24 protein-coding genes are annotated in these 26,463 nt (G+C 33.2%); 2 read left to right on the plus strand and 22 right to left on the minus strand.

The window, feature by feature from the left end:
• Nucleotides 1–13 precede the first annotated feature (13 nt).
• The 13 genes from cysD to BM239_RS03165 all read right to left on the minus strand — a co-directional run bounded on the left by cysD (nucleotide 14) and on the right by BM239_RS03165 (nucleotide 12,863).
• Nucleotides 14–919, minus strand: a complete 906-nt coding sequence (gene cysD, locus BM239_RS03105; protein WP_092206171.1) for a sulfate adenylyltransferase subunit CysD — start codon at nucleotides 917–919, stop codon at nucleotides 14–16.
• On the minus strand, nucleotides 919–1,515 hold the full coding sequence (gene cysC, locus BM239_RS03110; protein ID WP_092206172.1) for an adenylyl-sulfate kinase: 597 nt from the start codon (nucleotides 1,513–1,515) through the stop codon (nucleotides 919–921). The genes cysD and cysC overlap by 1 nt, the downstream gene beginning before the upstream one ends.
• A 12-nt stretch (nucleotides 1,516–1,527) precedes the next feature.
• Nucleotides 1,528–1,947 (minus strand): DUF2061 domain-containing protein, encoded by a 420-nt coding sequence (locus tag BM239_RS03115; RefSeq protein ID WP_092206173.1) that lies wholly within the window; start codon nucleotides 1,945–1,947, stop codon nucleotides 1,528–1,530.
• A 21-nt stretch (nucleotides 1,948–1,968) separates the two neighbouring features.
• Nucleotides 1,969–3,186 carry a UDP-N-acetyl-D-mannosamine dehydrogenase gene (wecC, locus tag BM239_RS03120; RefSeq protein ID WP_092206174.1) on the minus strand — a complete coding sequence of 406 codons (1,218 nt, stop codon included), beginning with the start codon at nucleotides 3,184–3,186 and terminating at the stop codon, nucleotides 1,969–1,971.
• Nucleotides 3,187–3,188: 2 nt separating this feature from the next.
• A complete protein-coding gene (gene wecB, locus BM239_RS03125; protein WP_092206175.1) occupies nucleotides 3,189–4,313 on the minus strand; it encodes a non-hydrolyzing UDP-N-acetylglucosamine 2-epimerase in 1,125 nt (374 codons plus the stop codon).
• Between the two features lie 109 nt (nucleotides 4,314–4,422).
• Nucleotides 4,423–5,283, minus strand: a complete 861-nt coding sequence (rfbD, locus tag BM239_RS03130) for a dTDP-4-dehydrorhamnose reductase (protein WP_092206176.1) — start codon at nucleotides 5,281–5,283, stop codon at nucleotides 4,423–4,425.
• On the minus strand, nucleotides 5,280–5,825 hold the full coding sequence (gene rfbC, locus BM239_RS03135) for a dTDP-4-dehydrorhamnose 3,5-epimerase (RefSeq protein ID WP_092206177.1): 546 nt from the start codon (nucleotides 5,823–5,825) through the stop codon (nucleotides 5,280–5,282). The genes rfbD and rfbC overlap by 4 nt, the downstream gene beginning before the upstream one ends.
• The gene (gene rfbA / locus BM239_RS03140; RefSeq protein WP_092206178.1) at nucleotides 5,825–6,688 is read right to left on the minus strand and encodes a glucose-1-phosphate thymidylyltransferase RfbA; all 864 of its coding nucleotides are present in this window, start codon (nucleotides 6,686–6,688) and stop codon (nucleotides 5,825–5,827) included. Before rfbA ends, rfbC begins: the two co-directional genes overlap by 1 nt.
• Complete coding sequence (gene rfbB / locus BM239_RS03145) at nucleotides 6,689–7,705, minus strand: dTDP-glucose 4,6-dehydratase (protein ID WP_218151648.1); 1,017 nt, start codon at nucleotides 7,703–7,705, stop codon at nucleotides 6,689–6,691.
• Nucleotides 7,695–8,762 (minus strand): hypothetical protein, encoded by a 1,068-nt coding sequence (locus BM239_RS03150; protein ID WP_092206180.1) that lies wholly within the window; start codon nucleotides 8,760–8,762, stop codon nucleotides 7,695–7,697. Before BM239_RS03150 ends, rfbB begins: the two co-directional genes overlap by 11 nt.
• A 6-nt stretch (nucleotides 8,763–8,768) precedes the next feature.
• Nucleotides 8,769–10,463, minus strand: coding sequence for a DUF6909 family protein (locus tag BM239_RS03155; RefSeq protein WP_092206181.1), 1,695 nt, complete (start codon nucleotides 10,461–10,463; stop codon nucleotides 8,769–8,771).
• A gap of 28 nt (nucleotides 10,464–10,491) precedes the next feature.
• On the minus strand, nucleotides 10,492–11,994 hold the full coding sequence (locus tag BM239_RS03160) for a GH3 auxin-responsive promoter family protein (protein WP_092206182.1): 1,503 nt from the start codon (nucleotides 11,992–11,994) through the stop codon (nucleotides 10,492–10,494).
• The gene (locus tag BM239_RS03165) at nucleotides 11,994–12,863 is read right to left on the minus strand and encodes a M23 family metallopeptidase (RefSeq protein WP_092206183.1); all 870 of its coding nucleotides are present in this window, start codon (nucleotides 12,861–12,863) and stop codon (nucleotides 11,994–11,996) included. The genes BM239_RS03160 and BM239_RS03165 overlap by 1 nt, the downstream gene beginning before the upstream one ends.
• A gap of 118 nt (nucleotides 12,864–12,981) precedes the next feature.
• On the opposite strand from BM239_RS03165, the gene BM239_RS03170 reads away from it, so the two are divergent.
• The gene (locus tag BM239_RS03170) at nucleotides 12,982–13,158 is read left to right on the plus strand and encodes a twin-arginine translocase TatA/TatE family subunit (protein ID WP_066254180.1); all 177 of its coding nucleotides are present in this window, start codon (nucleotides 12,982–12,984) and stop codon (nucleotides 13,156–13,158) included.
• A 77-nt stretch (nucleotides 13,159–13,235) separates the two neighbouring features.
• Here the strand turns inward: BM239_RS03170 and BM239_RS03175 are convergent, their stop codons facing one another.
• The 3 genes from BM239_RS03175 to BM239_RS03185 all read right to left on the minus strand — a co-directional run bounded on the left by BM239_RS03175 (nucleotide 13,236) and on the right by BM239_RS03185 (nucleotide 17,050).
• A complete protein-coding gene (locus BM239_RS03175) occupies nucleotides 13,236–14,213 on the minus strand; it encodes a DUF4837 family protein (protein ID WP_092206184.1) in 978 nt (325 codons plus the stop codon).
• Between the two features lie 23 nt (nucleotides 14,214–14,236).
• Complete coding sequence (locus BM239_RS03180; protein WP_092206185.1) at nucleotides 14,237–15,760, minus strand: LysM peptidoglycan-binding domain-containing protein; 1,524 nt, start codon at nucleotides 15,758–15,760, stop codon at nucleotides 14,237–14,239.
• Nucleotides 15,761–15,862: 102 nt separating this feature from the next.
• On the minus strand, nucleotides 15,863–17,050 hold the full coding sequence (locus tag BM239_RS03185) for a phosphoglycerate kinase (protein WP_092206186.1): 1,188 nt from the start codon (nucleotides 17,048–17,050) through the stop codon (nucleotides 15,863–15,865).
• Between the two features lie 186 nt (nucleotides 17,051–17,236).
• On the opposite strand from BM239_RS03185, the gene BM239_RS03190 reads away from it, so the two are divergent.
• Complete coding sequence (locus BM239_RS03190) at nucleotides 17,237–18,391, plus strand: DNA polymerase III subunit (RefSeq protein ID WP_092206187.1); 1,155 nt, start codon at nucleotides 17,237–17,239, stop codon at nucleotides 18,389–18,391.
• A 41-nt stretch (nucleotides 18,392–18,432) separates the two neighbouring features.
• On the opposite strand, the gene BM239_RS03195 is transcribed toward BM239_RS03190, so the two are convergent.
• From BM239_RS03195 to BM239_RS03220, 6 genes are all read right to left on the minus strand, one after another.
• Nucleotides 18,433–18,954, minus strand: a complete 522-nt coding sequence (locus BM239_RS03195; RefSeq protein ID WP_092206188.1) for an OmpH/Skp family outer membrane protein — start codon at nucleotides 18,952–18,954, stop codon at nucleotides 18,433–18,435.
• Nucleotides 18,955–19,187: 233 nt separating this feature from the next.
• A complete protein-coding gene (locus tag BM239_RS03200) occupies nucleotides 19,188–20,045 on the minus strand; it encodes a class I SAM-dependent methyltransferase (protein WP_245758183.1) in 858 nt (285 codons plus the stop codon).
• 2 nt (nucleotides 20,046–20,047) lie between these two features.
• Nucleotides 20,048–20,563: a hypothetical protein gene (locus BM239_RS03205; RefSeq protein ID WP_092206189.1), complete on the minus strand. Its 516-nt coding sequence runs from the start codon at nucleotides 20,561–20,563 to the stop codon at nucleotides 20,048–20,050.
• Between the two features lie 44 nt (nucleotides 20,564–20,607).
• Nucleotides 20,608–22,479 (minus strand): tRNA uridine-5-carboxymethylaminomethyl(34) synthesis enzyme MnmG, encoded by a 1,872-nt coding sequence (gene mnmG, locus BM239_RS03210; RefSeq protein ID WP_092206190.1) that lies wholly within the window; start codon nucleotides 22,477–22,479, stop codon nucleotides 20,608–20,610.
• A 116-nt stretch (nucleotides 22,480–22,595) separates the two neighbouring features.
• The gene (gene ybeY / locus BM239_RS03215) at nucleotides 22,596–23,015 is read right to left on the minus strand and encodes an rRNA maturation RNase YbeY (RefSeq protein WP_092206191.1); all 420 of its coding nucleotides are present in this window, start codon (nucleotides 23,013–23,015) and stop codon (nucleotides 22,596–22,598) included.
• A complete protein-coding gene (locus BM239_RS03220; protein ID WP_092206192.1) occupies nucleotides 23,008–26,421 on the minus strand; it encodes a DUF4175 family protein in 3,414 nt (1,137 codons plus the stop codon). Before BM239_RS03220 ends, ybeY begins: the two co-directional genes overlap by 8 nt.
• Nucleotides 26,422–26,463: the final 42 nt, after the last annotated feature.

A 26,463-nucleotide genomic window follows, 5' to 3' on the forward strand; every position in this document is an offset into this window, starting at 1 on the left:
TTTGATATAAATTTTAGAAATACCCTTGACGTTTACGGTCTTCCATTGCTGATTCCGAACGCTTGTCATCACTTCTGTTTCCGCGTTCGGTATTACGCATACCTGCTACTTCTAGAGCAATTTTTTCTAAAGTATCAGCGTCTGATTCATCACCTCCAGTAATGGTTATATCTCCTAGAGTTCTAAAACGTATTTTCTTTATTACTACTTCCTCATGATCTTCTAAAACTAAAAATTCAGAGTTTGGTATCCATGTACCATCACGCTTAACAACTTCACGTTCATGCGCAAAATATAAAGACGGAATAGCAATATTTTCACGTTTAATATAATTCCAAACATCCATTTCAGTCCAATTACTAATTGGAAAAGCCCTGAAATGCTCTCCTTGAAAGTGTTTACCATTAAAAATATTCCAAAGTTCTGGACGTTGGTTTTTGGGATCCCATTGACCAAAATCGTCTCTATGTGAAAAGAAACGCTCTTTTGCTCTTGCTTTTTCTTCATCACGACGACCTCCTCCAATTGCGCAATCTATTTTATTAGATTCAATAGCATCAAGTAGTGTTGTAATCTGAAGTGCATTTCTGGTTGCGTTTTTACCTTTTTCTTCAGCAACACGACCTTCATCAATAGACTCCTGAACAGAACCAACAATAAGTTCTACTCCTAAATCTTTAATAATATCATCTCTAAACTGAATGGTTTCAGGAAAATTATGACCTGTATCTACATGCATTAAAGGAAACGGAATTTTAGCAGGATAAAAAGCTTTCTTTGCTAAATGAGTTACAAGAATAGAATCCTTACCACCTGAAAACAAAATGACAGGGTTATCAAATTGAGCCCAAACTTCACGTAATATGAAAATAGCTTCGCTCTCTAATTCGTCTAAATAATTTAAATAATATTTACTCATTATTGCCTTGACAATTTTGGTGTTATATAATCTACTATTCGTTTTGCAGCGCCTTCAATCGATTCAGTTTCTGTGTTTATCTCAATATCTGGGTTTTCAGGCGCTTCATAAGGTGCAGATATTCCAGTCATGTTTTTTATTTCACCTGCTCGTGCTTTTTTGTAAAGGCCTTTTACATCACGACGCTCACACTCCTCTACACTTGTGTTGATATAAATTTCCACAAAGTTAACATCTTTAACGATACTTCTAATGTTCTCACGGTCTTTTTTATAAGGTGAGACAAATGCTGCTAGAGTTACTAAACCAGCATCCACCATTAAATTAGCTAATTCAGCAATTCTTCGAATATTCTCGGTACGATCTTCTGGAGAGAAAGTTAAATCTTTATTTATACCTTTTCTAATATTGTCACCATCCAATGTATAAGTTTTAATACCTAATTGATATAATTTTTGTTCTACTACATTAGCTATAGTAGATTTCCCTGATCCTGAAAGGCCTGTAAACCATAGTAAAAATGAATTATGATTATTTAATTTTATCCTATCTTCTAAAGTTATTTGATAATGATGGGTAATAATATTCTCTTTCATAGTTAAGTTTTTTTATCTATCGGGAAGGCCATAATTAACTTTATACCAAATACGCTCATGAAAATAATACAAAATCATTTTAGTAATAACTTCCGCAAAACCAATTTTTAAAGCAGCTATTGGATTACCTGAAATGATCCAAGCCAAAGTCATTGTATCTAAAGTACCAACTAATCGCCAAGTGACTGTTTTAGCTAAATGTCGTTTCCTGCTTTCCAGTGTCTTACCTTCTTTAGATAAGTTTATTTTATACCAAACACGCTCATGTAAATAATATAAAATACTTTTAGTTGTTACCTCTGCAAGCCCTATTTTAAGACCTGCGTATGGATTACCTGTTACAATCCAAGACAATAAAATAGTATCAATTGTACCTATTATTCGCCACGTAATAGTTTTAGCAATATGTCTTTTGTATGATTGGTCTTTCAAAGCTGAATAAGAACTTTTAATTTATATGTTTTTTACTCCACAAAAATCTAAAACTACTTTACTACTATCTAATTTTAAAGTTTTAAACTCTTGATGTGCCACTAAAAATACGATTATATCCGCTTTGTCAGCTGCTTCTCTATAATCTGTTATCTTGAATACTTTATGCTCCTCAATATTTGGTTCTACAATAAAGTACTCTTCGTTATTGGCGTTTTGAAGTACTTTTTGAGCTATATATTTTGCTGGCGATTCTCTTAAATCATCAATATTGGGTTTAAAAGCTAAACCCATTAATGCAATACTTGGTTTACGTCCTTCTTTTAACTCAAATTCTAATTTAGCGGTTTGTACCTTTTCAGCACACCAAAACGATTTGTAGTTATTAATCTCTCTTGCCTTTCCAATAATTTGAGATTCCATTGGGTATTCAGCCACAATAAAGTACGGATCTACAGCAATACAATGACCACCAACACCGCAACCTGGTTGTAAAATATTAACTCTTGGGTGCTTATTAGCTAGTGCTATAAGTTCCCAGACATTAATATCTGCCTTATCACAAATTAGGGATAACTCATTGGCAAACGCAATTTGCACATCTCGCGATGAGTTTTCTACTAATTTGCACATTTCTGCGGTACGTGCATTGGTTTTATGTAAATCACCTTCAATAAAATCGCGATAAAAATCAACGGCTTTATTTGTCGATTTTTGATCTACACCACCAATAACGCGGTCATTATGAACCAATTCATACATGACGTTTCCTGGAAGCACGCGTTCTGGACAATAAGCAATATTAATTTTACCTTCTAATTCTGGTCTTTCAGAATAAATAAGATGCATCATTTTTTCAGTAGTTCCAACAGGCGAAGTAGACTCAATAATATATAAATCGTCTGCTTTTAACAAGGGTAAAACAGCTTTTGTGGCTGCTTCAACAAAAGAGATATCTGGTTCATTTTTAGCCTTAAAAGGCGTTGGAACAACAATTAAATAGGTATTGGCTTCAACAGGTGTTGTGGCTGCTTTTAAATAGCCATTTGCTACAGCTTCTGCTACTGCTGTATCCAATTCTGGCTCTACAATATGAATTTTACCAGCATTAATGGTTTCTACCACTTTCGGGTTAATATCAACACCATGAACGTAGATTTTATTTTTTGCAATTAATGCCGCAGTTGGTAGGCCAATATACCCTAAACCAATCATAACCACACTGGGAGTTTTACTCATAATTATAACTTTGAAATAAATTCAACAATTCGTTGACAAGCCAAGCCATCTCCATACGGATTATGTAGCTTACTCATTTTTATATAGGCGTTTTTACTATGTAATAACCTATTAGCTTCATTTACTATTTTATCTGTATTTGTACCTACTAAAAGTACGGTTCCAGCTTCTACAGCCTCGGGTCTTTCAGTAGTATCTCTCATTACCAAAACAGGCTTTCCTAAACTTGGCGCTTCTTCTTGCACACCACCACTATCGGTAATTATTAAAAAGGACTGACTCATAAGCCAAACAAAGGAAGGGTATGAAAGTGGTGCTATTAGTTTTATATTTTCTATATCTTCTAAAAGGTCATAAACCGGTTTTTGAACTTTCGGATTTAGATGAACTGGGTAAATAATTTGAACATCTGGATTTTCTAATGCTATTTGTTTGAGCGCACTACAAATATTTATAAATCCTTGTCCGTGATTTTCGCGTCTGTGCCCTGTAACTAAAATAAGCTTTTTAGAGAAATCTACAAGCGTTTTTAGTTCTTCTACCTCATCATCTAGATACGATTCTGAAGTCACTTTGTTTGAACTGTACTGAAGCGCATCAATTACCGTATTTCCAGTAACTAATATAGTAGATTTTTGGATGTTTTCGTTTAATAAGTTTTGTTCTGAAGTTGTAGTAGGCGCAAAATGATAATCTGAAACTGAACCTGCAATACTTCTATTTATTTCTTCGGGAAAAGGTGAGCGTTTATTAAAGGTACGTAAACCAGCTTCTACATGACATACTTTAGCTCCCGAATAAAAAGCAGCAATACTAGCCGCCATAGTGGTCGTTGTATCGCCATGTACATACACATAATCGGGTTTAAATTCCTCTAAAACAGGTTTTAAACTGGTAATAATATCAGCGGTTAAAGTGTATAAATTTTGATTGGGTTTCATTAAATCTAAATCAAAGTCAGGTGTAATTTCAAAAAATGATAATACCTGATCTAACATTTCCCGGTGTTGTGCTGTAATACACACTTTGGTTTCAAACGCATTTGAGTTTTTTAGAAACTCTTTTACCAAAGGCGCCATTTTAATAGCTTCAGGTCGCGTTCCAAAAATGATTAGATTTTTCTTCATTTAATAGCCTAATATTAGATTTAATCAAGTTCTTTTAGGCAGCAAAAATACCATAATAATTTGTTTATCCTATTTTAGATAACGAAGAATGTATTTGATAATAGGCATACTAAATGTTTTGTAAACAGTTTTTTAAGCTAAAAAGCACCTTTTTTTCTTCTATTCTCAAATTCTGGTGAATTTTAGAAGAAGACAGCACTGAATAAAGCGGTCTTTTAGCTGGTGTTGGATATCCTGATGTTGGTATTGGTTTAAGTTGAATATTGTTTTGGGTGACATTAAAAATGGCTTGTGCAAATTCAAACCAGCTTAAAATACCTTGATTGCTATAGTGGTATAAACCAAATTGGGTGTTTTTAGTTATAACAATTTTGCATATCACTTCGGCTAAATCTTTGGCATAAGTAGGACTGCCTATTTGGTCATTTACAACATGCAACTCCTTTTTTTCAGCACCTAAACGCAACATGGTTTTCACAAAGTTATTTCCAAATTCTGAATACAACCACGACGTTCTAATAATAAAATAGTGTTTTAAGGTAGATTGAATAAATCTTTCCCCTTGTAATTTTGAATCTCCATAAACGTTAATAGGGTTTGGAGTATCTGTTTCTAAATAGGGTTCTCGTTTGGAGCCATTAAAAACAAAATCCGTGGAAATATGAATTAAAGTTACACCGTACCTTTTAGAAACTTCTGCTAAATTTTTAGCTCCTATAGCATTGACTAAAAAAGCCTGTTCTTTTTCTTCTTCAGCTTTATCAACAGCAGTATAAGCTGCACAATTTATGCAATAGTTGAAGTTATTAGATTGAAAGTATGTATCTATTTGCTTTTGATTTGAAATGTCTAAAGTAGCTTTAGTTGTAAAGGTGAACTGAAGTGAATTATAAGTATGGTTATTAATTAATGTGGATAAGGATTTACCAAGCTGACCATTTGATCCAGTAACTAATACATGTATTTTCATTTAAAAAAAGTTTCAAATGTTGGTAGCACTTTGTCTTTGTCGGATAAAAGCAGTTTGTCATCTGGTAGCTGCCAATCAATATTTAAGGTTGGGTCGTTATAAATAATTCCAGCTTCCGACTCCCTATTATAATAATTATCACATTTATATGCAAAAATAGCAGTGTCACTCAACACCACAAAACCATGAGCAAAGCCACGTGGCAGAAAAAATTGTTTCTTGTTATCTTCTGATAATTCTAAAGCTTGAAACTCGCCAAAAGTTGGGGAATCTTGTCTTACATCAACAGCAATATCTAATACGCGCCCTTTAATAACACGAACAAGTTTGGCTTGTGCAAACTTACCAGTTTGAAAATGGAGTCCACGTAAAACACCTTTTGTAGAAAATGTCTCATTATCTTGAATAAAATTAACATGTTGTCCTGTTGCATCAAAAAAATGTTTCTGATTATAACTTTCAAAAAAATAGCCTCTTGAATCCTGAAAAACACGTGGTTCCAGAATGAAGCAATCCTTTAATTTTGTTTCTGTAATTCCCATTATTTATTTAACATTCCTAACAGGTTGATGCCGTAACCACTTTTTAATAAGGGCTCTGCCAAGGCTCTAAATTGCACCTCATTAATAAAACCCATTTCAAAAGCAGCAGCTTCAATAGAGCCAATTTTTAATCCTTGACGTTGCTCAATAACTTCAACAAACTGTGCGGCTTGCATAAGCGAATCAAAGGTACCTGTGTCCAACCAAGCCGTTCCTCTATCTAAAATACTAACACTTAATTTACCTTGCTTTAAATAAGCTTTATTTACGTCTGTTATCTCTAACTCTCCGCGATGACTTGGTTTAATATTTTTTGCCACTTCTATAACAGAATTATCATAAAAGTAAATACCAGGAACGGCATAATTAGATTTAGGATTTTCAGGTTTTTCTTCTATTGATATAACATGTCCTTCATCATTAAAATCAACTACACCATAACGTTCTGGATCATTAACACGATACGCATAAATAATACCACCATCGGGATTATTATTACTCTGAAGCAACTTAGCCAAACCAGAACCATAGAAAATATTATCACCAAGAATTAAAGCGACTTTGTCTTTTTGAATAAAATCTTCAGCTATTAAAAACGCTTCAGCTAATCCGTTAGGATGTTCTTGCACGGCATATTCAAAGGTGCAACCAAACTTTTTACCATCGCCTAATAACTCTTTAAATAAAGGTAAATCTTTTGGTGTTGAAATAATAAGAATTTCGTGTATTCCAGCATACATTAAGGTAGATAGTGGATAATAAATCATGGGTTTATCATAAACAGGCATAAGCTGTTTACTAACCGATAAGGTTAGTGGGTGTAATCGGGTTCCTGAACCGCCTGCTAGAATAATTCCCTTCATCTAATTTTTATATTTATCCAAATACCAATTAATTGTTTTTTTAATACCAGACTCAAAGTTTTCATCTGATTTCCAACCCAAATTGGATTCAATTTTTGATGCATCAATAGCATAACGGAAATCATGACCTGGTCTGTCAGAAACAAAGCTAATTTGTTCCTTATAGGTTGTGTCTTTTGGTTTTATTTCGTCTAGTGTTTTACAAATAGTATGAGCTATTTCTAAATTATTTCGTTCATTTTTTCCACCAATATTATAGGTTTCTCCAGCTTTTCCAGTTTGATATGCTAGATAAATACCTTTGCAGTGATCCAAAACATACAACCAATCGCGAATGTTTTTACCATCGCCATAAATAGGAATATCTTCTCCAGCAATGGCTTTTCTAATTATGGTAGGAATCAACTTTTCATCATGCTGTTTTGGCCCATAATTATTGGAGCAGTTTGTGGTAACTACATTCATTCCATAGGTATGAAAATAGCTACGTACTATAAAGTCCGACGATGCTTTTGAGGCACTATATGGACTATTTGGTGCGTAGGGTGTAGATTCTGTAAATAAACCTGTTTCACCTAAAGTTCCATAAACCTCATCGGTAGAGATATGTAAAAACCTGTTATTCTCACAACCTGGTTTAAATTGATTAGGACCATTCATCCAGTTTTTTTTGGCAGTGTCTAACAGATTAAAAGTTCCAAAAACATTCGTTTCAATAAAAGCATCTGGTTTTTTTATAGAGTTATCTACGTGAGATTCTGCAGCAAAATGGATAAGGCCATTAAACTGGTGCTTTTCAAATAGCTTTTCAACTAATACTCTATTACAAATATCACCTTCAACAAATTGGTATCTACTATTTTGTGCTATTTCGGTTAAATTAGAAAGCTCACCTGCATAAGTGAGCTTGTCTAAATTTACAATTGAAATATCTTGAAAATTTTCAAGCAAATAAACAATAAAATTTGAGCCAATAAACCCAGCACCTCCTGTTATTAATAACGTCTTATGCTTCATAGTTTTTGACATATATAACGATTTTTCTTGTTAAATAAATTATACAAAGTAAAATAAAGGCGAATATTGGAAACAGTATTGAGTATCTTTCATACCAGTGTGAAACATTTTTTCCTACTTTTTGAAAGCTGGATATAACATCAAAAAACACATCTTCATCTACTTTTTTCTCTTCAAGAGCACGCAATTGATTTCTTAATTCTATCTCCTTGTTTAATAAATCAAATTCTCGGGTATTCGATTTATCTTTGCTTAAAGAAAACCCTTCGCCGCCAATACTAAATTCAGTCGCTTGAGATTGAGATTCTTGTTCTAGAACATTAATATAAATCTTTTGCAGTGCATCAACTTGAGTTAATTGTGCTATAATATTGTTTTTCTGAATAGTAATTAACGAATCTCTTTTTTCCATTCTTTTTGTGGAATAGGCATTCGTAAATGATTTATTCAAACCTAATTCTAAATTAGTGAAAATATCATTCTTTTTTGAGTAAACAGTTATTTCAAACAGATCACCACTATAAATGCTTCTGTTTTCAATATATTCTTCAAAACTGATTTCTTGAGCTCTAACGCTATCTATAGATTTAACAAAACGATCGTATTGTACAATTTTATCATTTTCAGTTTCTGGGCCAGGAGAAATTTCGAAGCCATTAATTTGTTTCGCATCTTCTTCAGAAATATTAAATATTGTAGCTACTGTCTTATAATTTTGGTTATTTAACAAGGCATTGTAGTAACTCATATTGGTTACCAATTGAAATTTTGATTCGAAATATGGTCTGACCAACATGGACGAACTATAAATTTTAGGCTTACTATGTTCTAATACATAGCCAAGTACACCAGCTAAAATCATTACAACTATAATGACTTTTATATTAACAATGACAGCTCTTAAAGTATAAATGATAACAGAAAAAATAGCTTTAAAAATACTTGCTATAAAATTCATTAATTTATTAAAAGCATTCCCTATTACATTAAACAACTGTCCTAAATCAACTTCTTCAGATGAGTTTGGCGTATTAGATTTTTGAGGATTCTCGTTCATAGTTATCTATTGGTTATTAAATATTTGTTGTAATATTTTTCTGGTTATTAAATACGTTGGTTTTACGCCTGATGTTCCTAATCCGCCCGATGCCAATGTTCCTCCTGTTTCTAATGGGTTATCACTGGCATAATACGCATATCGTACCTTAACATCTGGATTAATTGTTTTTCTAACTTTAGCAGCTGATTGAATGGCTTTTTGATAGTGTGCACCTTCCATTTCAAGGCCAATAACATGCCATGTAGAGTTATAGAAAAACCTTAAAATATCTTTATTTTGCAGTGATGTTCCTAAAACTGTAATCATGGAGCCTTCAAAAACTGCCAAACCATGACCATCCAAATCGGATTTTGATAATTCATTAATAAACGGATAATTATCTGCAGTCCCTTCAAAAATATGTGCGGAAGGTATCATGATATCACCTTTACCACCTTCTAAAATTCCTGCTTTACCCATTATTGAAATAGAAGCTACATTTAAATGAACATCTTTATTATCAATAAATGCAGGTTTTAGCAATTCGTCTATGGTTTCATATGCTTGTTCTCCAAATGCATAATCCATAACAAATATAATAGGTTTTTCGGATTTCTTATCGGTTTTAACAATTTCTAAATCTGTTTTGGATAAATCTAATTTCTCCGTATCAAAAATCTGGACGTCTATATTAGTTCCAGAAGCATCTGGTATATAAATCATACCATTTTGTGTGGCTTGCTTGGTGACTTTTTCTCGTAAAATTACATTTTCCTTTTTGCTTAATTCTTCATAAACTTGAAAAATGGTTTTTTTACTCAACAAACTCTTTAAAGCAGTTGGTGAGTACAATGTATTCATTACACTATGCATGTTAGCACTAATGATATGAATTGGTCTTTCTAAAAGATTATTTTTGTGTAAAATATCTTTAATATTATCTGCCCAAATTTCACCATGAATATGATGCCCTAAACGCTCTCTTAAAACAGGGCTAAACGTAATGGTACGTTTGTTATTATTAATAACTTCCTCAATAGCCAGTTTTCCTAACCAATAAACAATGTGTAATAACCGCTCTGGTTGTTCTGGTGTTTGAAATTGCTCATAAACAAAACGTAACTCTTCAAAGGTTCTTCCTAAAATATTTGCGGTATGGGTAATAGCTATTTCTCGTTCATTTTGAGTCAGCTTCTTTTTACCTAAAACAGCTTTTTCTAACTTAACCCAGTCTCGTGTGGTACCGCCTGATTCATTAATTAAAACCCGTTTACTAATTTTATGCGACTCCACAAACATAAATGTCAAGTGAGTGAGTATATCATATATTTCTGATCGCCCTCTGGTAATTTCGATATTCATTTGTTCATCGTCTATACGATAACAATTTCTACGACGTTTTGGAGGAATAATAGGTTTGAAATGTGAATTGCTATAACCTTCATCACTTGTTAGATTAATAAACATACATTCCTCTATACCTTGAGGTAGTCTATCTATAACATACAAAAGACCTTCTAATTCAGCCTTTTCATCACCAATTGAGCCATAAATTTCTGGCCGTAAAAGTAACAAAGCCTCACGAAGTGTTTCACCTGAAACACCCATAGGCTTATAAAAACCACGATTAAACAAATGTCTCATGGTAATGTACATTCTTTCTATTGCATTTGAACTCTCTTGAGCTCTCGTTCTAGCATGATGCTTTTTCTTATTCATTAAAATTGTTTAATTCCCAAATATACTATTATTTAATCAAATTCAAATCGTAGATTTTATCTGCAATTTTCCTATCGTTTGACAAGCGTGGCAATTTATTCTGACCACCTAGTTTTCCAATAGATTTCATGTAATCTTGAAAACCATTTTTTTTGACCATGGTTATTTTTAAGGGTTGCAATACATTTCCCTTTATTAAATCGAAATAATAACTATTCTGATTTTGTAATGCCTGGTCAATTTTTACTGCCAATTCTGAAACGTCTGAAACTTCATTTTCAAACTCTATAAACCATTCATGAAATGGTAATCCAAATTCTGGTGTAATTTGAGGTGCTACAGTAAATTCGGAAATTTGAAAATCTGTTGCTTCTATGGCTTCTTTTAAGGCTTGCTCCACCTCTTTACCTATTACATGTTCGCCAAAAGCTGAAATAAAATGTTTTATCCTGCCTGAAACAATTACACGATAAGGTTTTGTAGATGTAAACATTATCGTATCACCAACATTATACGCCCAAAGTCCTGCGTTGGTTGAAATAACCATGACATAATTAACTCCAACTTGGACATCTTTAAGGGTTAATCTGGTTGGATTCTCATCAAAAAATGTATCAGCTGAAATAAATTCGTAAAAAATACCAGCATTTAATAGCAATAACATACCTTTTTCATCTTGCTTATATTGGTAGGCAAAAAACCCTTCGCTTGCTGGATATAATTCAATACTATCTACTTTACGGCCTATTAAGTTTTCAAATTTGGCTCGATAAGGTTCATAATTAACACCTCCAAAAATAAAAAGGTTGAAGTTTTTAAAAACATCACCCACTTTTTGACCGGTTTTCTGTTGAATTTTCTCAAAATACATTTGAACCCAAGACGGAATTCCAGAGATAACCGTCATATTTTCAGGAAGCGTTTCTTTAACAATGGCTTCTACCTTGGTTTCCCAATCTTCAATACAATTGGTTTCCCAAGAAGGCATGCGGTTTTTCTGAAGATATTGCGGAACAAAATGTGCTACAATTCCAGATAGTCGCCCCAATTGAATACCATTTTGCTCATGTAAAACTGGACTTCCTTGTAGAAATATCATTTTTCCCGATACAAATTGTGAATTTCCTGTTTCATGAATATAAGATAAAATAGCATTTCGCGCAGCAGTGACATGCGTTGGCATACTTTCCTTGGTTAACGGAATATATTTAGCACCAGATGTTGTGCCAGACGTTTTTGCAAAATACAATGGTTTTCCAGGCCATAACACATCTGGTTCTCCAGCAACAACGCGTTCTACGTAGGGCTTCAAATCTTCGTAATCGCGAACAGGCACACGTTTTACAAAATCAGTATGATTATTAACACTAATAAAATCATGATCAGTTCCAAAGGCTGTAGAAGTTGCTTGGCTAATAAGCTCCTGAAACACATTTTCTTGAGTTTCAATAGGGTTATCAATCCACTGTTTTTCTTTTTTAATGATAAAACTTGCGAATGGTTTCGCTAATAGAGCCTTTAGTGAAAACATTATTTGAAATCTATAAAATTAGTTGGGTTAATAGGGTATCCATCACTCCATAATTCAAAATGTAAATGTGGTCCCGTGGTAATAGAACCTGTGTTTCCAGTAGTAGCAATCACTTCGCCTGCCGTTACAATATCGCCTTGTGCTTTGGTAAGCATGGCATTATGTTTATAAACTGAAATTAAACTCTGACTGTGTTCTAAAATAATAACATAGCCTGCTTCTGTTGTCCAATCTGCAAAAATTACAGTTCCATCTGCTGTTGCTTTAACGGGTGTTCCTTTTTCTGCTATAATATCTACAGCAAAGTGTTTTTCTTTAACGTTATATTCTTGTGAAATATTTCCCGAAACTGGTGGAAACAATATAAAGCTGGAATTAAGTTTTGCCGATTCAAACAAATTATACTTATCCTCTTTTTTTACTTTTTCACGTAAAATAGAATCTTCTTTGGTTGGCGACAAATTAAATGTTTTGGCCTCTTGTCTGGTAGCTTCAATAATTGAATCTTTATTGAAATCTACTTTATCCACTTCACCGTAAAGCACTTTTTTTATAGAGGAAAAATATTGCTCATTTATAGCTATAACTTGCTGTAAGGAATCTGTTTTATAATTTAATTCTGTTGCTCGTTTTTTTAATGCCACAGACGAATAGCCTGGAATATATTCCCGTAAAGGCGTAAAAGCAATTAAAATAGTGGTAGCAACAATTAGGAAAATGGCCGATAATGATAGCAAAACAAACACATTTAGTCGTGTTAGCTTTAAGGAAATGCGCTCTTCAAAAGTATCCTCATTTAAAACAACTAAACGATACTTGTTGAGAAGTTTTTTGGTAAACTTTCTAGGTTTTTTCTTTTTATTAGCCATAGGTCTCACAAAATTAATTAAAAATATGGCACAATCGTATTTAGTTCATGCTAAAGTTGGTGTTAAAACGTTTATATTAAACTTTAATTATTAACTTTGCACTTTAAAATAACATACAATGATTTCATTAAGTATATTTTTAGCCCCAGGACCATGGCAAATTGTTTTAATTGTCGTGATTGTTTTACTGTTATTTGGCGGTAAAAAAATTCCTGAATTAATGCGTGGTTTAGGTAGCGGAATTAAAGAATTTAAGGATGCTAGCAAGGAAGAAGAAACTGATAAAAAAGAATAATCTTTTTTAGTACATACAAAAAAACCCAACCTTGTTACAAGGTTGGGTTTTTTTGTTTCTTAATAGAGGGTTAGATACTACTGGAAATCTATAGATTTAATAATAGCTTCCAACTCAAACATATAATCACGTTTACTAACCGATGGTGCAAAGGCAAAACCTTCAACTACTAGAAGACGGTTATTAGCTTTATCATCAATAACATAGTTAACAAATGGTCCAGACATAAATGCATTTTTAACATCCCAAATTCCTCGTGTTTCAATGGCTAGCTTATCATCAATTGTTGTTTTAGCTAAAAAAGGCGTATAAGCATCTTCTGTAATCATAAATGAACCATCCAAAGGACCAGGAATATGTGTTTTTCCAATAGAATCTCTCATTTTTATAATTTGCCCTACAACACTATCATTGTCTTTAATACTCCCATAAGGCAATTCATATAATAAGAGATTTGTAGTTCCTGTTGTAATATCTTTACGAATCCAGTAAAATTTACCGTCTTCCGTAGCAATTCTATAGGCCGAAGGGAATTTTATAGATATTCCTAAATTCTCTTTAATAGTATTATTGTTATGAACAGATAATTGAATCCGTCTTTGTTGCTCTTTTATTTCTTCATTTTTTAAAGCCATTACAATTTGATCTGCATTTTCGGTTAACTGTTTAGAAATATCTTCTTCTGTATTCCCTGTAACAACCACTACACGTTGTGGTTTTGCAAATAAATTTTTTGCAACTTTAACCTTTGCAGAATCGCTCTTTTCAATTTTCAACACAATTCGACTTTGTTGGGCGAAACCTGTAAAAACTACTGGAGGGATCTGACTTAATATAAAAAGCGGTTCATCTTGAGGTAAACCATGAACAGGTGCAGCCAAAATACTCCTAATGGTTTCTCCTACTTCACCTTCCCATAAATCGTTGTCAATAACAACTGATAAATTATTAATCTTACCTGAAGATTGTGATATTAACCGTTGATTAGAAGATTTACTGTCGTTACACGACGTCATTATTACGAATGACAGGATAAGAAGTAGAATTTTTTGCATGATGATAAAAAAATTTAAGTGATTTAACCCTTGGAAAGTTTTAATTTCATTCCAGGTTTTAAATTATTACCGCTAATATCGTTCCAATCTCGAATATTTTGAACAGAAACACCTGGAAATTTTTGTGAAATACTCCAAAGCGAATCTCCACTCTTTACAATATAGGTGCTAGGCGTTGATTGTGAACTGGTTGCACTACTTGATTTTGCTACAGGATTTCTTGGGTAAATTGTTAAACGTTGGCCAATACGTAAGTTATTACTTCGCAAACCATTCCATTGTTTTATTTGACTAACCCGAACACCATATTTCCTGGCTATTAACCCTAAATAATCGCCAGATTTAACCCGATAACGAACCTTACTTTCACTTTCAAAAAACTGTGGTAATGGCTTCTCTCGTTCATCAAATTCTGCTTTGGCTGCGGCATATATAGTACTTTCGTTGGTTACAAAGGTACCAACTGCTGTTAGTGGTAAACGCAAAGCATAATTTTCATCTGCAATAAATGGTATAATATCTAGTTTATACGATGGGTTTAAAAACTGTAACTCTTCCATATGAACACCTGTGGCTTCAGAAACTTGATCTAAAGTTATCATTTGCTTAACCCGAATAGTATCTGTTTCAAAATGATGAAATGCTGGTTTTTCAGCAATTAATCCATGTTCTTCAGCATATTCAAAAATATACATTGTCGCCAAAAAAGCAGGCAGGTAGCCAGCTGTTTCACGTGGAAGATTATGACGGATATTCCAATAATTTTCATATCCTCCAGAACGTCTTATGGCTTTTAAAACATTTCCTGGTCCAGAATTATAAGCGGCTAATGCTAAATCCCAGTCGCCAAACATAGAGTATAACGCAGCCAAATATTTAGCAGCGGCTTTAGTAGATTTAATAGGATCGCTTCGTTCATCAACATAACTACTTACGTTTAAACCGTATTCTTTTCCTGTTGCAAACATAAACTGCCACAAACCTGTTGCGCCAACACGCGATCTAGCTCGTGGTTTTAAAGCCGATTCTACAATGGCCAAATATTTAACCTCCAAAGGTACATCTTGTGCATCAAGCTCTTGCTCAAACATCGGAAAATAAAAATAACTCAATCCCATGAGACGCTCAAAGTAGCCACGTCTATTTTTTAAAAAAGATTTAATTACACTTTCTAAAGACGGGTTGTAGGCAATATTAAATGGTGTTTTAGCATTTAGCTTCTCCAACCTAGCTTTTAGTGTATCTGTTGGTAAATCAGGGTAGTAAACTTCTTTATAATCTAATTCAGAAATAGCGTTATAAAGCGTATCATATAAAGCATTACTGTATAATTCTTCTCGCCATTTTTCATCTAGCTCAGCAGTAAAATCTAGATCTTTAAGCGATTTCATATCTACTGAATCGGGTGCTATCTCTATCTCTTTCTTATAAAACTTCTGACCATCAATAATGGTATCTACCTCATACGATTCGCCTGCAATTAATTGTTCTTCCGGAATATGAGTTTTAATAACTTTTTTCGGAATAGAATCTTGCGCATGCGTCATACCTACAGTAAAAATTACTGTAAATAAGCTGAAGCACAATGTATGTTTGGTTATAAAATTCACGTATTTAGGTTTTTAAAATTTGGGGTTTCTAACAATAGACTATTCTAAAATAGCAGCAATTCCAGGAAGGGTTTTCCCTTCCAGGCTTTCCAACATAGCACCACCTCCTGTACTAACATAACTAACCTGATCTTCAAAACCAAATTGTTTTACGGCTGCTACGGAATCGCCTCCTCCTACTAACGAGAAAGCGCCTGCTTTTGTTGCCTCGGCTATGGCATAACCCAGTGCTATAGTACCTTTTGCAAAGTTTGGCATTTCAAAAACTCCTAGAGGTCCATTCCACAGTATGGTTTTGGACTCTTTAATAACTTGTGCAAATTTTTCTTCTGTAACAGGGCCAACATCTAATCCCATCCAACCTTCTGGAATGTTATTCACCTCACAGGTATTGGTATGCGCATTATTATCAAAAGCATCAGCAATTATAGCATCTACCGGTAAATGTACTTGAACCTCTTTTTCTTTAGCTTTCTTTAATATAGTATTTGCAAGTTCCAACTTGTCATCTTCTACTAAAGAGTTTCCTATGTTACCACCTTGCGCTTTTATAAAAGTAAATGTCATGCCACCACCAATAATTAAATGATCTATTTTATCCAAGATGTTATCTATAATACTAATCTTACTTGACACCTTGGCACCTCCTAAAATAGCACATACAGGCTTTTCACCAGTATTCATTACCTTTTCTATACTTTTAATTTCTTGAGCCAATAAATATCCAAAACACTTATTTTCAGGAAAAAATTGTGCTACAATAGTTGTAGATGCATGTGCTCTATGAGCTGTACCAAAAGCATCATTTACATAAATATCTCCTAATTTAGCTAATTGTTTCGCAAAAGCCTCGTTTCCAGCTGTTTCTTCTTCGTGAAAACGCAAATTTTCTAATAAAATTATTTGCCCTGGTTCTAATTTATTAACCTCATTTTCGGCTTTTTCACCTACACAACTAGGAACAAATTTCACTTCAACACCTAAAATATCTTCTACTTTTTCAGCAATGTGACTTAAAGAAAATTTATCTTCAACTCCTTTCGGTCTTCCTAAATGCGACATTAGCACGCAGCTTCCTCCATCTTCAAGAATTTTAATAATAGTAGGTTTTGCAGCAAGAATACGAGTGGTATCACCTACTTGTAAATTTTCATCTAAAGGCACATTAAAATCGACACGAACAAGCGCTTTTTTGTTTTCAAAATTAAAATCGTCTATTGTTTTCATATTGCTATTACGGTAAAAATTTTTAGGTTCAAACTTGATTAATTATCACAGATTCACAAATATATATTTTTCAGTCCATATTGGCTTAATTTTTAAACTTACTTTAATAGTAATCAAAGTAACAACAGGCCGTTTCTTTTAAAATATGCTCCTTAAAAAATGAAAAAAAATATGTAGGTTTGCTATATGCTATTTAGTGAAATTCTAGGTCAGGAACATATTAAAAATCATTTAACACAAAGTGCTGATAACGGCCGAATTCCGCATGCGCAATTGTTTGTAGGACCTGAAGGTTCAGGCACCTTACCCATGGCTATAGCTTATGCGCAATACATACTTTGTAATAATACGCAAAGCGAAAACACTACAGGTAATGAGTCGTGTAATTTAAAGTTTAAAAATTTTGGTCATCCCGATTTACATTTTGCCTTTCCAGTAGCCGCAAATCAAAAAATTAAAAAACATCCAATTTCTAGTCATTTTTTAGAGGAATGGCGCGAATTATTAACCCAACAGCCGTACGGTAATTTATTTGACTGGTATAAAAAATTAGGTGTTGAAAATAAGCAAGGGCGTATAGGTGTTGATGAAGCTCATGAAATTGTAAAAGACTTAACGCTAAAATCTTATGAAGGAGGCTTTAAAGTTACCATTATTTGGATGGCTGAAAAAATGAATACCGAAGCTGCCAATAAATTGCTAAAACTAATTGAAGAGCCTCCTAATAAAACCATTTTTATTTTAATTGTTGAAGATGAAGAACAGCTAATTGGCACTATCCGATCCCGATGTCAAGTGTTACATTTTCCACCACTACCTGAAGATGTTATTACAGAAGGCTTAATAAATAGCTATCAAATTGAAGCCAGCATTGCGGCAAAAATAGCCCATCAAGCACATGGAAATTATAATAAAGCTTGTGATTTGGTTTACCACGATAGCGAAGATACGCAATTTGAAACCTGGTTTATTTTCTGGATTCGTAGTGCTTTTAAAGCCAAGGGTAATAAAGCGGCTATTCATGATTTAATTTCGTGGAGCGAAGATATTGCCAAAACAGGGCGCGAAACGCAAAAACAATTTTTACAATTTTGTTTAAATTTTTTCCGTCAGGCCATGTTGCTAAATTATGGTGCGCAAGATTTGGTGTTTTTAGAGCCTAAAACAGACGGTTTTAAATTAGAGAATTTTGCTCCTTTTGTCCATGGTAATAATATTCTGGATATTTCCAATGAAATACAAGACGCCATTTATCATATTGAACGCAACGGTAACGCTAAAATTATACTAACTGATTTATCCATAAAACTTACCCGTTTATTACATAAAAAAGCCAGCTAAATAAATAACTGGCTTATAAACTTTATTTTTTTATGTAAAGCTTATTCCGATTTCTTATAGTCGGCATTTAAAGCGTCTAAAATTTCTTTTGTCAAGTCGTTTTTTTCATCTCCATACATTACACTTCCTGCCTCATTGCTTCCCAAAATATAGGTATACCCGTTTTTCTTTCCGTAATCTTTTACATAATCACGCACTTTTTTTATTAAAGTATCAATAGTTTGTTGGCTTTCCTCTTGAATTTGACTTTCTTCTAACTGAATACGTTGTTGCAACATCTGTTGTTTCTGACCCAAAGCTTGATATTCCGCTTGCGCTTGTTCTTGCTTCATGTTTTGAGCTTTTAACTGAAATGCTTGGGCTTCTTGCTGAAATGCCTGACCTATACTATCGGTTCTTTTTTCAAAAGCTTCAATTTTAGTTTTAAATTTAGCTTCGATATCCATTTTTTCTTGATAATCATTTACCAAGTCTTTATTATTTACAAAACCTATTTTTTGCGTTTCGGTGTTGCAAGACATCAATGTTAAAAATAATACGAATACTACGAATATGTTTTTCATGATCTGATTTTTATTTTTTTTAAATCGGCACAAATGTAGTAAAGTAAATACATTGTTTTTTAAAAAGGGTAAAAAATTAAAGTATAATCAGTATTTATAGCATATTAAAATACAATAATTAAAATTTATTAAAAATGACCTCATAATACAGCGCGTTAAGAGTTTTTTATTTTTTGCGCTATAAAATCATGGATAAGACTTAAAAAGCGGCTTATTTCGCTTTAAAATACGTTTTACATCTTTTTTATTATATAAATAAGCGAAGAATACGCACCCGAACGCTTTGCTAACCAATTTGATTTAAATCCTATTCCTATAGCTTTTAATAAATTCATTTTACCCGTTTTATACTTTTCTGAAAGTAAACTAACATAATAAGCATCAAAAATCATAGGTCTAGTTTCTACAATTTTGAAACCGTGCTTTTCCATTAGCTGCTTCATACCATTCTCTGAAAAATGCCAAAGGTGTCTTGGGACATCATAAGCTGCCCAAAAGTTTTGATAGTATTCCGCATCATAACTTTTAAAATTTGGAACTGCAATAATTAATGTCCCAGAAGCTTTTAATAACGATTCATATAACGTGATTTGTTCTTGTAAATCTGGAAGGTGTTCCAATACATGCCAAAGTGTTATTACATCAAAACTGTCACTTTTAAAATTTTGGAGTGCATTGGTATTATAGATTGATTGGTTTGTTTTTTGGTTCGCTATTTTGCGCGCTTCCGTATTAGGTTCAATACCAGAAATTATCCAATTGTCTTTTTGTGCGGTTTGTAAAAAATCACCAGTTCCGCAACCAATATCTAAGAGTGTTTTTTTTGAGTTGCTATAGCTATTAATTAATTTCAATTTACGTTTTAAAGCAATGGAACGAATGGCATGATATACTTTTTCAAACAGGTTTCGTTTAGAATCTGTGTGCGAAATATAATCTTCACTTTTATAATAAGCAGGTAATTTCTCTGAATTAGGTTGTGGGCTTGTAACTAATATTTCAAAATCGGGATGCATTTCTAATTGAAATGTTTCTTTTGAAACAGAATAATCTTGAACCTTAAAATCGTATTTATTTTTTTTCGCTTGCACTATTAATATGTATTAAAACCCATTCGGATATCATTCAAATATTTTGACGTAATATATCTGTAAAAAGAGTCTACCTTTAAACAGTCTTCACCCAAATCTGTTTGAGCAACAAGACTAATAAAGTATTTATCTTTTCCTTTGTTGTAAATTTCTGGATCTTCCTTATTAAAAATCACATCAGTAAAGTCGATATATTTAGATGAATCTTTACCGTTTAAAACCTTAAAATTTATCCAAACACCTTCTACCGAAACTCGAAAACTATATGGATTAAATCCTTCTTCACTGGAGTAGCGAGAGCGTAAATACCTTGAAAAAACAACTGGATTTTTATAAATCTGGAAGGTAAATTTATGGAGTTTCCCAAATTCATCCACAGCATTCTCATCACCATTTATAATATGATACCCACTAATATCTTGAACATTTTTTACAGGAATACAACTTGAAATAATTGAGAAAATAATCCCAAAACTCAATATGAATTTAAAGGCGTTATCATAATTTTTAAATCTCATTTTGAAACTAATTCAAGAAACGTTCCACGTGGAACATCTGCAATTTATCGTCCTAAATAAACCAATAATACCGAAATATCACTTGGTGAAACACCACTTATTCTTGACGCTTGAGAAATGGTAACGGGTTGAATTTTATTCAATTTTTCTCGCGCTTCCGTACTCATAGATTGTAATTGTGAGTAATCAAAATTCTTTGGTATTTTAATATTCTCAAGCCTGGTTAACTTGTCCGCATTATTCTTTTCCTTATTAATATATCCCGAATATTTCACTTGAATTTCTGCTTGCTCTATCTCTTCTGTATCCAAACTGTTCTCTAAAATATAAGCATCAACACTGGAAACTTTTCGCATATCTTCAATAGAAATATTAGGTCTTGAAAAGATTTTAAACATCTTATCGGACTGCGACATTAACGATGAATTATTTGCTTCTAAAATGGGATTAATTTCTTCTGGTTTGACGCTCGTTTCTCTAAAAAAATCAACAAAGGCCTCTGCTCTTTCATGCTTTTCTTCCATACGTTTTAAACGCTTTTCAGATGCTAGACCTAAATCATAGGACAAAGGTGTTAAACGAATATCAGCATTATCTTGACGCAATAACGTTCTGTATTCTGCACGGGAAGTAAACATTCTATAAGGCTCTTCAGTTCCTTTAGTAATTAAATCATCGATTAAAACACCAATATAAGCCTCACTTCTTGTTAATATAAATGGGTCTCGTTCTTGCACTTTTAAGCTTGCATTAATTCCAGCCATTAATCCTTGCGATGCCGCTTCTTCATAACCCGTAGTTCCGTTTATTTGCCCAGCAAAATACAAACCTTCAACCAACTTGGTTTCTAAAGTATGTTGTAATTGTGTTGGCGGAAAATAATCATACTCAATAGCATATCCTGGCCGGAAAAATTTCACATTTTCAAATCCAGCAACCGAACGAAGCGCTTTAAATTGGACATCTTCCGGCAAGGAGGTTGAGAAACCATTTACGTAATACTCAACCGTGTCCCATCCTTCAGGTTCTACAAATAATTGATGCCTATCCTTATCAGCAAACCGATTAATTTTATCTTCTATAGACGGACAATATCGAGGTCCTAAACTTTGAATACGACCATTAAACATTGGCGATCTATCAAAGCCCTCACGAAGCAATTCATGTACTTGGTTACTCGTATAGGTTAAATGACAAGACCGTTGTTTTGTTAATGGTTTTGTAACATCTAAATAAGAAAATTTTTCTGGTACTGCATCACCAGGTTGCTCTGTCATTTTTGAAAAATCTAATGAGCGTCCATCCACTCGAGGAGGTGTACCTGTTTTCATTCTACCAGATTCAAAACCGAGTTGAATAAGCTGTTCTGTAATTCCAGTTGCAGCTCTTTCTCCAGCGCGTCCACCACCAAAATTTTTATCACCAATATGAATTAATCCATTTAAAAACGTACCATTAGTTAAGACCACACTTTTGGTACGAATCTCAATACCTAATGATGTTTTTACACCAACTACTTTATGATTTTCAATAACCAAGCCTGAAACCATTTCTTGATAAAAATCTAAATTTTTTGTTTGCTCTAACATATTCCGCCAGTCTTCTGCAAAACGCATTCGATCACTTTGAACGCGAGGACTCCACATAGCAGGTCCTTTAGACTTGTTAAGCATTTTAAATTGAATAGCAGATGTATCACTAACAATACCACTATAACCACCAAGCGCGTCGATTTCACGAACAATTTGCCCTTTAGCAATGCCACCCATAGCAGGATTGCATGACATTTGTGCAATGTTCTGCAAATTCATGGTAATGAGAAGTGTTTTACTTCCCATGTTAGCAGCAGCAGCAGCAGCCTCGCTTCCTGCGTGACCACCTCCTACTACTATTACGTCGTAAACTTCATTAAACATGTCTACAGTCTTTAAGTATTTATATTGTTCCACGTGGAACAATGAGTTTTAGTTATCACTTTTACTTTGGCACCCTTGGAAATTCCAAAATAAAAAGTCTGCAAATATACGATATATTATGAGATATCTTGGAGTAGTTTCAAATAGTGATTTTCCATATTTCTCATGGCTTCAGATTCGGTTTCCGATTTATCTTTATAGCCACAATAATGTAGAACACCATGAACCATTACGCGATGTAACTCCTCACGAAACGGTACTTTAAAATCTAGAGCATTATCAGCCACACGTTCTGTTGAAATATAAATATCTCCTTGTACGATATTTCCTACCGTATAATCAAAACTAATCACATCAGTTAACGTGTCATGATTCAAATATTCCACATTTAAATGATGTAAATAATCGTCATCACAAAAAATATAATTGATTTCCCCTAATTCAAAATCTTCAGAAACAATGACGCGTTCTATCCAAGTTTGAAGTAATTGGATATTCTCTATTTCAAAATCATTTTCGTAATTAAAACTAATCATTGGCGTTCTTAAAATAAGCTTGAACTTTCTTTTTATAAATTGGTTGCAAAGGTAAACTTTGACGATTTAAAATCTCTGTAGTATTGAAATATTGTTCGGCTGTTGGTATTTGATTATTGGTATTATTCTGAAAATCTTCGCGATTCGTCTCCGATTTCCGTTTGGTATCTTCACCTTGTTGCAACGTTGCGTTTTCCAGTTTCATTAATTGATGCTGTAAATTCATCATTTTTTGAAGCGTTTGATTGGTAAGCCCTTTATTCAACAAATCCATTTCTACATCTTCCATTTGCTTTAAAATGGCATTACCTACACCATTTTTTCCTTCTTTGGCCAGTTTATCCTGTAAGGCTTGACGGATTTCCTGTTGCCGTTGATAGATTCTGAACAATTCACCTTTACTAATTTCGCTACCTTCACCTTCTCCTGTTTGGTTGCCTTGTTGGTTACCATTTTGTCCTTCATTTCCAGACTTACCTTCTTGGCCACTTTTACCTTCTTCACCTGGTTTATCGCCATCCTCTTTGCCTTGTTCGCCTTCATCTTTAGGTTTGCCTTGCTCACCTTTCTTCATACCATCTTGCATTTCCTTATTTAGCTCTTCTTGACTTTTTATAATATCTGGCAAACCTTGTTCAGGTTTTCCGCCACTTCCAGCTCCAGAGGCTTGCATCTGCATTTGCATCTGATTCATAATATCGCTTAAAAAATTAGCTAAATTATTAGCAGCAGTAATGGTGTATTGTTGGTTGGCAATTCCTTGATATAATCTATTTTCTGAAAACTGCTCCAAAGATTTATCAATATTAAAAAACACTTCTGAAATTTCTTTGTTTACTGATTCTGATAATTTTGGCTGTCTTAAGGACAACGCAAATAAACTATCATCTATATGTGAAAAATGCTCTTTTAAGTCGTTTTGCTTTCGTAGATATGTTGCATATTTATTATGATTAATTTCAATGCTTTTAAAACGATTCATTAAATTTTCCTGATCGAATGAAAATAAGATAAGGTTATCCAAAATTTGGCGCAACATGTCCAAATCTTCTTGCATCTGTTCACCACCACCCGATTGCATAGCCATTTTCATTTTCTCTCCCATTTGTTTCATTTTCTGGGCAGCTTGCTTTTGTTTTTTTTGGGCATTTTGCTGGTTTTTTTTAGCGTTTTCTTCTTGGTTTTGTTCTTCGTTTTCTTCTTTTTCACCTAATTCATCAGAAGCTTCTTGTTGATCTTTTTTAATAGCTTCTTCTTGCTTGTCATCATTAGGTACATCCATAGGTTGCTTTAAGTCCTGATTATCTTTTTGCAAGTCATCTAAAGCCTTCTGAAATTCTTCAAACTTTTCATTTAACGCATCTTGGGCCTCTTTGGTGTTCTTATCCTTGGTTTCTTCAGCTAATTTTTCCTGTTCTTCAGCTAGTTTTTCAAGATCTTGTTGTAGTTTTTCTAATTTTTTAGCTACGTAATAACGCTTTGTTAATTCCAGTAACTGCTCTAAACTCCGTTTCTGATTTTTATTCTGCTTGGCTAATTCTTCAAGTTTTTCGCTTAATTCTTCTTTATTAATTTTCTCTTGCAATTTCTCGAGCTCTTCCAAAAGTTTCTCATCCTTTTTAAGCTGTTCTTCATTTTCTTTTAAACGCTCCTTTAAATCTTCTTTAAAAGTATCTTCTTCTTTATTTTCTTTTTGAAATTCCTTTAAATTTTCTTCTAATTTCTTATTGAAATTTTTCATCATCTCTTCCTGCTGCTTCTGACGCTTTAAAAAGTTTTCAAATTTCTTTTTATCATTAAAATTCAATTCGGACTTTTCTTTTTGTGTTTTAGAAAATTCTTCAAGCTCTTTTTCACGCTCAATCATTTTTTCTAAAGATTTATTTAAATCCTTAATCGTTTCATTCTGTTGTTGTAATTGTTTGTCTTCAGTTTCCGATTGTGTTAATTTCCTATAACTAAAGGTCTTGCTTTTTGTACTCTTAAAATTGTTAATAACATCGTTATCAAAGACTTGAAAATACAAATCATAACTTACCCCTTCTGTAAGCTCCAAATTGTTAGGAAAAGCCGTTATAAACTCGCCAATATTCCCATTAGAAATTGGAATAGGTTCCACTTTTTTTTGGCTTTCTTCTGCTGAAGGATAGTAAACCAATTGTAATTTGCGCAAACCATAATCATCCGTTGCTTGGCCATAGAAATACATGCTTTGTTGATTTATGCTATCAATCTCCATTTTTACGCGAAGTTCAGGATAATCATCTTTTATAACATCTATGGAAAATGCCAATCGCTCATAATCTTTTAAAGAATTATTGCTGGTAGAAATGCTATAATCAAAAGTCTTAAAAACGGTTTTAGTTAGGTTAAAATCACTTTTGTTATCCGTAGCAAACTGTATGGTATCTTCTGCATATAGTCGGACATTTTCAGTAGCTTTTGTTTGCAAGTTCCACGAAACTTTAGTGCCTTGAGGAATTACCGCATTACCAGTTCCTGTTAATACTTCATCTGCTTTATTAATGTATGCTGGATAATCTAAAACCATCTCGAACCCTAGAATTGATGGGACTTCAGAAACTTTAAGCTTATACGATTTTGACGTTACCGAATTGGCAATAAGCTGAAATTCTACATCATTTTTCAACCGATTAAACACAAACTCAAAATTGCCAGCACCTTTTTGTTGCAGAAAATAAGTTTCGTTATTATAGGTAATTTTAGCGTTTTCTGGAATTACTTCTCCAACAGTTTTCACCTGTAGAGTAAAGTCTGTATTTTCTGTTGCTGTTAAATTTTCATTTACCACAAAAAACTGGAAAGGTGCTGGTGGTTCGTAGGCTGTATTATGGTTTACAACCCGATTATAGCTATCGCTAAACCAACTAATTTGTCCCGATAAAACTGATAAGGCTATGATAACAATAGGAATGGCTGCGTATTTAACGTAACGAAAATTCTGTTTGAAATTGATAGCTAATTTAAACGGAATGGGTTGTAACTCTTCAGATTTTTGGTTGATACTTGCCAATAATAATTCTGATTCAGCTCCTTGCTCCTTTAGTTGTAAAACATTCAGTAATTTATCATTTACTTCAGGAAAGTGGGTTCCAATAATTTTGGAAGCTTGAACATAATCAATCCCCTTTTTAAGTTTGAATAATTGTGCTAATGGAATTGCAATAAATTTAATAAATAGACCAATTTCAACGGCAATAAACACCCAAAATAAAATAGTCCTGGACGTTGTATTCAGCCAGAAAACATATTCTATAAAAAGTGTTAATAGAAAATATAAAAACCCAATAGCAAAAAATAATATGCTACCTTTTATGAGTTCATTGGTGTAATAACGCCTTACAAAAGCTTCTAATTTCTGCAGTATGATATTAAAATGCGTCACGTTTTAAGGATGTTTTCTATTCAACTTACTAAACTACAATTT

Source organism: Algorimicrobium echini (assembly GCF_900115185.1).
GTDB classification, from domain to species: domain Bacteria; phylum Bacteroidota; class Bacteroidia; order Flavobacteriales; family Flavobacteriaceae; genus Algorimicrobium; species Algorimicrobium echini.